Annotated in this window: 5 protein-coding genes; all 5 read left to right on the top strand. The window is 73.5% G+C overall.

All coding sequences use genetic code 11. The features are described 5' to 3' along the window. Nucleotides 1–2,250: SDR family NAD(P)-dependent oxidoreductase (locus ACIQNG_RS38960; protein WP_401491961.1), on the top strand; the 2,250-nt coding region annotated here is incomplete at its 5' end. Between the two features lie 52 nt (nucleotides 2,251–2,302). Further along, nucleotides 2,303–3,808 (top strand): FAD-dependent monooxygenase, encoded by a 1,506-nt coding sequence (locus ACIQNG_RS38955; protein ID WP_401491958.1) that lies wholly within the window; start codon nucleotides 2,303–2,305, stop codon nucleotides 3,806–3,808. A 245-nt stretch (nucleotides 3,809–4,053) separates the two neighbouring features. Beyond that, nucleotides 4,054–4,575, top strand: a complete 522-nt coding sequence (locus tag ACIQNG_RS38950) for a hypothetical protein (RefSeq protein ID WP_401491955.1) — start codon at nucleotides 4,054–4,056, stop codon at nucleotides 4,573–4,575. Nucleotides 4,576–4,665: 90 nt separating this feature from the next. Then, nucleotides 4,666–5,337, top strand: coding sequence for a DedA family protein (locus ACIQNG_RS38945; RefSeq protein ID WP_401441576.1), 672 nt, complete (start codon nucleotides 4,666–4,668; stop codon nucleotides 5,335–5,337). Between the two features lie 123 nt (nucleotides 5,338–5,460). Next, nucleotides 5,461–10,259: beta-ketoacyl synthase N-terminal-like domain-containing protein (locus ACIQNG_RS38940; protein WP_401491952.1), on the top strand; the 4,799-nt coding region annotated here is incomplete at its 3' end.

The raw sequence follows: 10,259 nt of genomic DNA, 5'->3' as shown, positions 1-10,259 counted from the left end.
CCCCACCCCACCCTCACCCCCCACCTCCCACCCCACACCCACACCACCCCCCACCACCCCAACCCCCAACACACCCACACCACCACCCTCACCACCCTCCACACCCACCACCACAACATCAACCTCACCCCACACCTCCCCCAGCAACCCACCCACCTCGACCTCCCCACCTACCCCTTCCAACACCAGCCCTACTGGCTCCGGGCCGATCCCGCCAAGGCAGGCGGATCGCCGCACGTGGAGGCCGAGTTGTGGGAGGCGCTGGAGCGCGAGGACGTGGACGACGCGGTGGCGGCGCTGGGTGTGCCGGACGGAGAGGTCAAGGTGTGGCGCAAGGCGCTGCCCGGCCTCGCCGCCTGGCGGCGGCAACGGCGTTGGGGGCATCGGCTCGACTGGGCGGTGGTCCCGGACGAGGGGTCGGTGTCGTTGCGGGCCGACACCTGGGTGGTGCTGGTGCCCGCGCGGGCCGAGGAGCACCCGGTGGTGGGGACCGTGCAGGACGCCTTGACCGAGGGCGGTGCGCGTGTGGTGGAGGTCGCCGTGGAGCGGGGCACGGGACGTTCGACGCTCGCGGCGAACCTGCGCGCGACGCTGGCCGCCGCCCGCGGCCCGGTCTCCGGCGTGCTGTCGCTGCTCGCGTGCGCCGGCACCGGACGGAGCGGGGCTGACGGGCAGGCCGGGGAGCCCAGGGAGCCCGGGGAGTATGGGTCGGACGCGTGGGACGGACTGGATCTGTCCACCACGCTGCTGCATGCCTTGGACGACGCGGCCGTGCGGGTGCCGGTGTGGTTCGTGACCGCGGGTGCCGTTTCCGTCGGCCCGGACCCGTCCGCCGACCCGGGCCAGGCGCGTATCTGGGGGCTGGCGCAGTCGCCCGCCGCCTCGGAACACCCGGAGCGCTGGGGTGGGTTGGTCGACCTGCCCGGGGACCGGACGGGGGAGGGGGACCGGCGGACGCGGGCGCGGCTCCGGGCGGTGCTGGCGGGCCGTACGGGGCGCGCGGGTGAGCGCGAGGACCAGGTCGCGGTCCGGCCCGAGGGCGTCTTCGGGCGTCGTCTGCGGCCGGTCGACCTCACCGGGCCGGGTACCGCGCCGCCTCTGACCCGCGACGGGACGGTGCTGGTGACGGGGGTGTCCGGGGCGCTCGCGGGTGAGATCGCCGTACGGCTCGCCCAGGACGGCGTACGGCATCTGCTGCTGGCCGTGGAACCGGGGGGCGAGGAGGGCGTGGCCGACTTGGTCGCGACGCTGGAGGAGTCGGGTGCCACGGCCGCCGCAGTCCCGGTCGACCTCACCGACCGTACCGCCGTGGCGGCACTGCTTCGAACCGTCCCGCCGGAGCATCCGCTGACGGCGGTCGTGCACCTGGCCGCCGAGCTGGACGACACCGTGGTCGGCGCCGTGGACGGAGAGGACATCCACCGTCTGCTCGGGCCGGCCGCGACCGCGGTGACCCATCTGTGCGAACTGACCGCCGAGCACGGGCTGGAGGCGTTCCTGCTCTGCACGTCGGTGGTGGGTGCTCTGGGAGCGGCCGGGCTCGGCGGACAGGGGGCCGTGCACGCCCAGCTGGCCGCGCTGGCGCACTCGTACCGGGAGCGGGGCCTGCCCGTCACGTCGGTGGCCTGCGGCCCCTGGCACACCCCGGACGGAGTGGAGACCGCGGCCGGAAAACATCTGCGCTATCAGGGCATCCGCCCGCTGCCGCCCCGGCTCGCGGCCAGGCGCCTGGTGCGGTCCATGGGAGGACCGGAGCGGGAGCTGGTCCTGGTGGACGTGGACTGGGACCGCTATGCCGGCCAGTCCGGGCAGGGCGAGGTGGGCTCGCTGCTGCGCTCGATCCCGGAGGTCGCCGGACCCGGCGCGGTCGACGGCCTCCCGACCGAGCCCGGCGCCGAGGCGGAACTCGGCGAGGCCGCGGCCCGGTTGCGGGAGCGGCTGCTGAGCGCCTCGGATGCCGAACGCGCGGACCTGCTGCTCGACCTGTTGCGGGACACCGCGGCACAGGTGCTCGGGCACGCGGACGCCACGGAGATCGCCGGGGCGGCCTCCTTCATCGAGCTGGGGTTCTCGTCCTTCACCGCGCTGGAACTGTGCAACCGGATCGCGGCCCGGTCCGGAGTGCGGATCCCGCCCGTGGCGATCTTCGACCACCCCACCCCCGAGGCCCTGGTGGGTCACCTGGTGACCACGCTCGACGTGGAGACCGGGTCCGCGCCGCCCGCCGGTGGCACGTCCGCGCACACGTGAGCGAAGCGACGCGCCCCGTTCCTACCTCTGTCATTTCCGAAGGAGCCCTGTCATGAGTGAGCCGGTCGTCGTCGTGGGAGTCGGACCCGCCGGTCTGATGCTTGCCTGCGAGCTGGCCATGCGAGACGTCCCCGCGGTCCTGGTGGACCCGCATCCCGCGCAGCGTCTCGAAGCGCCTGCCATGGCGATCAACGCGGGCACCCTGGAACTGCTGGACCAGCGCGGCCTGGCCGACGGACTGCGGGAGGGTACGGTCACCTTCCCCGAAGTCCGCTTCGCGGACCTGCCGCTGGCCTTCGACAAGGTGCCCGGACCGCGTGAGCAGACCCACATGGTGTTGCAGTCCCGGCTGGAGAAGACGCTCATCGAGCGGGCCCTGGACCTCGGTGTTGACCTGCGCTGGGGCACCCGGCTCACCGGCTTCGAGCAGGCACCCGACGGATCCCGGGTCACCGCGGTCCTGGCCTCGGACGCCGGCGAGCAGCGGCTGGACTGCCGCTACCTGGTCGGCTGCGACGGACGGGAGAGCGTGGTCCGCGAGGGAGCCGGCATCGACTACATCGGCGACGACTGGGTGGTCGTACGCGGGATCGTCGGCGACGTGGCGATCGACCGCGCGGACGTGGCACCCGAGCAGTACGGCCTGTCGTACACCCCCAACGGCGACCAGTTCCTCGGCGCCCCGCTGAACCCCGGCACCATGCGCGTCTTCAGCGCCGAATTCACGACCAAACCACCGGAGTTCGAGGACGGGCCGGCGACCCTGGAACAGCTCGGGGCAGCGGTACGGCGGCTCACCGGGACGGAACTGAAGGCGACCGAGGCCCACTGGCTGCGCCACTACTCGATCATCACCCGCAACGCCGAGCGCTACCGCGAGGGCCGCGTCTTCCTCGCGGGCGACGCCGCACACGTCCACTACCCGTACAACGGACAGGGCATCGGGACCGCGGTCGGTGACGCGGTGAACCTCGGCTGGAAGATCGCCGCCGAGGTGCACGGCTGGGCCCCCGAGGGCCTGCTGGACACCTACCACGAGGAGCGGCACGCGGCCGGCCGGATGGCCTGCATGAACATCCAGGCGCAGCTCGCCCTGCTCTACCCGCGCGCGCTGGCCGGCTACATGCGCGAGATGCTGGCGGAGTTCCTGGCGTTCGACGACGTCAACGTCTTCCTGGCCGAGCTGGTGACCAACCTCGGCCCCGCCGTCCCGATGCGCTACGCGGGCTTCCCGGATCCGCCCGAGCGCGACCGGCTGCTCGGCCGCCGGCTGCCGCGGGCCCGGATCAAGACGGCGAACGGGGAGATCGCGGTGGCCGAGGTCCTGCACGGTGGACGGGGGGTCCTCCTCGACCTGTCCGGCCACGCCGGGGGACCGGACGCGGCCGGCTGGACGGACCGGGTCGACGTGGTGCGGGCCCAGCCCGTGCCCGATCTGCCTTCCACCCTGCTGCTGCGCCCGGACGGCTGCGTCGCCTGGCACGACGGCAACGGCTGGGGCGAGGACGTCCTGCGGGCCGCGCTCGACGCCTGGTTCGGCGCAGCCGCCGCCGACTGACCGGCACACCGGTACACACCCGGCCTGCCCGGTACACACCCGGCACACCGGTACACACCCGGCCCGCCCGGAACACACCCGGCCCCGCCCGGAATCCGCGCGTCCGGCGTCGGCAGGGCGAGTCAGGCCAGGCCAAGGGCGGCTTTAGGGCACTCGCACAGCATCACCCCGTCGGTACCGGGCCCACCGCAGTGAGGCACAACCGGCCCGACTCCCGGCACATCCACCCGTCAGAAGGGACACCCGTGCGTTCATCATCGTTCCCCGTCCGGCTCACCGTGGCCGCAGCCGCGGCCACCGCGCTCGTCATACCGGCAGGGACCGCCGCCGGCGCGGCCGAGGCGGCGCCCGGCCACGGCAAGGGCCGCTCCACCTGCGTCACCGTCTCGTTCATCGAGCAGCTGGTCACCACCGAGACCACCGACGCGGCCCCGGCCGGGCCGAGTGTCGGGGACGTCGTCATCACCGAGGACGCGGTGCTCGACGAGGACCGCAACCGCATCGGCACCAACGACATCCAGGGCGTCATCATCAAGCAGGACGCCGCCACGGGCGAGCTGTTCTCGTTGTCCGCGTCCAAGTACACGCTGGACACCGGCGTGATCCGGGTCGCCGGCATCGTCAACCTGACCCGGCTGGCCGCGGGGGAGACGCAGAAGCTCCCGGCGGCCGGACTGAAGGGCCGCTACGCCGGCAAGACCGGCGAACTGACCTGGACCCTGGTCAGCGCCACCGAGTCGCTCAACTCCATCAAGCTCTGCGGCTGACCTCGCGACCGACCCGTACCACGCCCGGGACCGGCGGGCCGCACCGCCCGCCGGTCACCGGTGTCCACCCAGCCGAGCCCGGGAAGTGCGATGATCCTCGAACACCTGACGCAGGCCGCCACCACGGCCGACAGTCCGGGCAACTGGGCCACCGACCTCATGGAGAGCCTGGGCTCCCCGGGAGTGGCCGTCGCCACCGGACTGGAGAGCCTCTTCCCCACCGTGCCCAGCGAACTCGTCCTGCTCCTGGGCGGATACACCGCCCGCGTCGGCGAACTCAGCTTCCTCGCCCTGCTGTTCTGGAGCACCGCCGGGTCCGTCCTCGGAGCCGTCGTCCACTACTACGTCGGCGCGCTCCTCGGCCGGCGCCGCACCCGCGCACTGTTCGTGCGCATCCCGCTGGTCCAGGAGACCGACCTCGACCGGGCCGAGCGCTGGTTCGACCGCCACGGCGCCAAGGCCGTGCTGTTGTGCCGGCTCGTCCCCATCGTCCGCAGCTACGTCTCACTGCCCGCGGGTATCGAACGGATGCCGCTGCTGCCCTTCGTCGCCCTCACCACGGCCGGCACGCTGCTCTGGAACCTCGCCCTGCTCAGCGCCGGCTACGCGGCCGGCCGCAACGCCGACACCGTGCAGCGGTACGCCAACTGGTTCACCGCTGTCGTCGGGATCGCCCTGCTGGCGGTGGTCGTACGGTTCGTCGTCACCCGGCTGCGCGCCCGCCGCCGGGACCGCCCCGGCACCCCCACCGGACCGGCCTGACCCGCCACAACGGCGCTCGGACCACTGTCAGTTCCCCCTCAACCCTGCTGCTCTGCACCACCACTACAGCGCCCGGCACGGCATCCGCGCGCCCCGCCGGGCCCGACGGATCGGAGTTGGACCGTGTCGGAACCGGCGGCCAAGGACCTCGCAGGACTCGACCGCACCCCGGCCGTCGCCGTGGTGGGCATCGCGTGCCGCCTCCCACGGGCCGACACCCCCGAAGCGTTCTGGCAGGTACTGCGCGACGGCCACGACACCGTCACCGACTTCCCCGCGGACCGCCCCGAACTGCACAGCAGCCCAGCGCCGCGGGCCACCACCCGCAAGGGCGCCTTCCTCGACCACGTCGACCGGTTCGACCCGGCGTTCTTCGGGATCGGCCCCCGCGAGGCCGCCGCCATGGACCCCCAGCAGCGCCTGATGCTGGAACTGACCTGGGAGACCCTCGAACGCGCCGGCGTCGTCCCCGCGACGCTCGCCACCTCCCGCACCGGCGTGTTCGTCGGCACCATGTCCGACGACTACGCCCGACTCGCCCAGCGCCAGGGCCCCCCGGCCGTCGGGCAGCACACCGCGACCGGACTGCACCGGGGCATCATCGCCAACCGGGTCTCGTACACCCTCGGTCTCACCGGCCCCAGCATGACCGTCGACACCGGACAGTCCTCCTCGCTCACCGCCGTCCACCTGGCCTGCGCGAGCCTGCGCGACGGCGAGTGCGACCTCTCGCTCGCCGGCGGTGTGCACCTCAACCTCGCCGCCGAGAACCACGACATCACCGAGGCGTTCGGCGCCCTGTCACCGACCGGCCGCAGCCACACCTTCGACGCCCGAGCGGACGGCTACGTCCGCGGCGAGGGCGGCGGCGTCGTCCTGCTCAAGCGGCTGTCCGACGCCCTCGACCAGGGCGACCACATCCTCGGTGTGATCCTCGGCAGCGCCGTCAACAACGACGGCGCCACCGACACCCTCACCACCCCCGGCCGGCACGGCCAGACCGATCTGCTGCGCCTCGCCTGCGACCGCGCCGGAATCACCCCCGCCGACATCCAGTACGTGGAACTGCACGGCACCGGAACCCGGCTCGGCGACCCCGTCGAGGCGGCGGCCCTGGGAGCGGCCCTCGGCACCGGACGGACCGGCGCCGACCGGCTGCGCGTCGGCTCGGCCAAGACCAATGTGGGCCACCTGGAGGGCGCCGCCGGAATCACCGGCCTGATCAAGACACTGCTCTGCCTCCAGCACCGCGAACTGCCCCGCAGCCTGCACTTCCACACCGCCCCCGCCTCCGTCCCCCTCACCGAACTCGGCCTGAGCGTCCAGCACGAGCACGGACCCTGGCCCCACCCGGGGCGACGCCTGACCGCCGGCGTCAGCTCCTTCGGGATGGGCGGTGCCAACGCCCACGTCGTGGTCGCCGAACCACCGCTCCGTTCCCGCCCGACCGAAGAGCCCGCCCCCGCCCCCGTCACCACCACCGGCATGGTGCCGTTCCTGCTCTCCGGCCGCAGCGCCGCCGCCCTGCGCGCACAGGCCCGCCGGATGCACACCCACCTCACGGAGACCGGCGGGCACCTGCCGCCCGCCGACATGGCGCGAGCCCTCGCCACCACCCGCACCGCCTTCGAATACCGGGCCGCAGTCCTGCCCGACCTGCCCGCCCCGCCGCAGCCGAACGACCGGCCGGACACCGCCCCCACCGCCCTGCTCGCGGGCCTCGCCGCACTCGCCGACGGCACCCCCGCCCCCGGCGTCCTGCGCGGCACCCCCCGCGACGGCCGCACCGCACACCTCTTCGCCGGCCAGGGCAGCCAGCGGGCGGCCATGGGCCGCGAACTGCACGCCCTGTGGCCGGTCTTCCGCGCCGCGGCCGACGAACTGTGCGCCGCGTTCGACACCGCACTCGCCCCGTACACCGACCGCCCGCTGCGCGACGTCCTCTTCGGCGACGACGATCCCGACCTGCACCGCACGGTGTACGCCCAGCCGGCTCTCTTCACCTTCGAGGTCGCCCTGTACCGGCTGCTGGAGAGCTGGGGCGTCCGACCGGACGTCGTGGCCGGCCACTCCATCGGCGAACTCGCCGCCGCGCACATCGCCGGAGCGCTCACCCTCCCCGACGCGTGCAAGCTGGTCGCCGCCCGGGGCGGACTCATGCAGGCCCTGCCCGGCGGCGGAGCCATGCTCTCCGTACGGGCCCCCGCCGCCGAGCTGGAAGACCTCATCAACGGCTCGGACGCGCTTCACGGACTCGACCTGGCCGCCGTCAACGGCCCCCGTGCCCTCGTCGTGTCCGGGGACGCCGCCGCCGTCGAACGCCTCGCCCGCGCCTGCGCCGACCGCGACTGGAAGACCCGGCGCCTGCGCGTCAGCCACGCCTTCCACTCCGCGCACCTGGACGGCATGCTCGGCGACTTCGCCGCCGTCGCCGCCGAACTGGACCCGCGACCGCCCCGCATCCCGATCGTCTCCACCCTGACCGGCCGGGAGCTGACGGCCGACGAGATCCGCGACCCCGGCCACTGGGTGCGCCACGTCCGCGAGACCGTCCGCTTCCACGACGCGCTGCGCCGGCTCGACGCCATCGGAGTCACCACCCTCGTGGAGATCGGACCCGACGGTGTCCTGTCCACCATGGCCGAGGACTGCCTGCCCACCACCCTGGCCGTTCCCCTGCGCCGCGGCGCCGCACCCGAGGCCCGCGAGGTCCTCACCGCGGTGACCCGCGCACATCTGCACGGTGTCCCCGTCGACTGGTCGGCGGTCTTCCACGGCACCGGCACCCACCACGTCGACCTCCCCACCTACGCCTTCCAGCGTGAACGCCACTGGCTGGCGGGCGACGCCGGGGCCGGCCACGCACCCGCCGGACCCGGCACAGCGCCGGCCCCCGCCGATCTCCCTGAGCCCGTCGATCCGCCGGCTCTGGTCACATCCGGTGCACACCTCAGCCCGAGCGACGCCCTCGCCCTCGTCACCGCCGAGGCGGCCGACATCCTCGGCTACAGCGACCCGTCGAACCTGGAGACCCGACGGGCCTTCCGCGACCTCGGCTTCGACTCCCTCTCCGCCGTCTCCCTCAGGGACCGACTGGCCGACGCCACCGGACTCGACCTGCCCAGCTCGCTGCTGTTCGACCATCCCACGCCCGAACGCCTGGCCACCCACCTCCACACCCGCATCTCCGGCACCGACCACCCGACCGAGGCCACCGCCTCCGTCTCCACGGCGGACGACCCGATCGTGGTGGTGGGGGCGGCATGCCGATACCCGGGAGGCGTGGCGTCCCCCGAGGACCTGTGGGGGCTGGTGCGGTCGGCCGGGGAGGGCCTCTCGGAGTTCCCGCAGGACCGTGGCTGGGACGTGGACCTGTTCGACGGCGATCCGCAGCGGCAGGCGAAGTCCTCGTCCACCCGTCACGGTGGGTTCCTGCACGACGCGGGTGACTTCGACGCGGAGTTCTTCGGTATCTCGCCGCGTGAGGCGTTGGCGATGGATCCGCAGCAGCGGTTGGTGCTGGAGGTGTCGTGGGAGGTGTTCGAGCGGGCGGGCGTCGACCCGGACGCCCTGCGCGGCTCCCGCACCGGCGTCTACATCGGAGCGACCACCCACGAGTACGGCCCCCGGCTCGCGGACGGACACGCCGACCACGGCGGGCACCTGCTCACCGGCAGCACCGTGAGCGTCACCTCCGGCCGCGTGGCCTACGCGTTCGGACTGGAGGGCCCGGCGGTGACCGTGGACACCGCCTGCTCGTCCTCACTCGTCGCCCTGCACCTCGCCGCCCAGGCCCTGCGCAACGGAGACTGCTCCCTGGCCGTCGCCGGAGGCGTGACCGTCATGGCGTCCCCTGGCATGTTCCTGGAGTTCTCGCGGCAGCGGGGGTTGTCGGCGGACGGTCGGTGCAAGGCGTTCGCGGAGGCGGCGGACGGCACCGGGTGGAGTGAGGGTGTCGGGTTGGTGCTGTTGGAGCGGCTGTCGGAGGCGCGGCGCCGTGGTCATGAGGTGCTGGCGGTGGTGCGGGGTTCGGCGGTCAACCAGGACGGGGCGTCGAACGGTCTGACGGCGCCGAACGGCCCTTCGCAGCAGCGGGTGATCCGGCAGGCCCTGGCCAACGCCGGCCTGAGCGCGGCCCAGGTCGACGCCGTCGAGGCCCACGGCACGGGCACCACACTCGGCGACCCGATCGAGGCACAGGCCCTGCTGGCGACGTACGGACGCGATCACACGGCGGATCGGCCGCTGTGGCTGGGTTCGGTGAAGTCGAACCTCGGTCATACGCAGGCGGCGGCCGGGGTCGCCGGGGTGATCAAGATGATCGAGGCGATGCGGCACGGCGAGCTGCCGGCGACCTTGCATGTCGATGAACCCACCAGCCATGTGGACTGGAGTGCGGGTGCCGTCTCACTGCTGACGGAGCCACGTGCCTGGCCGGAGACGGGTGAGCCGCGGCGGGCGGCGGTGTCCTCGTTCGGGATCAGCGGGACCAACGCGCACGTGATTCTGGAGGCGCCGCAGGAGGTGACCGAGCCCCCGCCGGCCGCTAGGGAGGCTCTTCCGGTGGTGCCGTGGGTGCTGTCGGGCCGGAGCGCGGAGGGGCTGCGGGCGCAGGCGGCCCGGTTGCGGGAGTTCGTGTCGGACGCGGGTGCGGAGGTGCGCCCAGCGGACGTGGGTGTGTCCCTGCTGTCGCGTGCCGTCGGGGACTACCGGGCCGTCGTCGTCGGCTCGGACCTGGAGCAACTGACTGAGGGCCTGACCCGGATCGCCGACCACTCCGCGCCGCCCGCTGCCTCCGGCGGGCCTGTCGGTCTGTTGTTCACGGGGCAGGGGGCGCAGTGGTCGGGGATGGGTTCGGGGTTGTTGGGGTTCGAGGTGTTTCGGGAGGCGTTCGGGGAGGTGTGTGCGGGGTTCGATGGGTT

The sequence above is a fragment of the Streptomyces sp. NPDC091377 genome (assembly GCF_044757045.1).
Lineage (GTDB): Bacteria > Actinomycetota > Actinomycetes > Streptomycetales > Streptomycetaceae > Streptomyces.
This window is presented reverse-complemented; position numbering and strand designations above follow the sequence as displayed.

Bases quoted from the DNA above. Each gene is read 5' to 3' on its own strand.
- ACIQNG_RS38955 (WP_401491958.1), top strand. From the start codon at position 2,303: ATGAGTGAGCCGGTCGTCGTCGTGGGAGTCGGACCCGCCGGTCTGATG.
- ACIQNG_RS38945 (WP_401441576.1), top strand. From the start codon at position 4,666: ATGATCCTCGAACACCTGACGCAGGCCGCCACCACGGCCGACAGTCCG.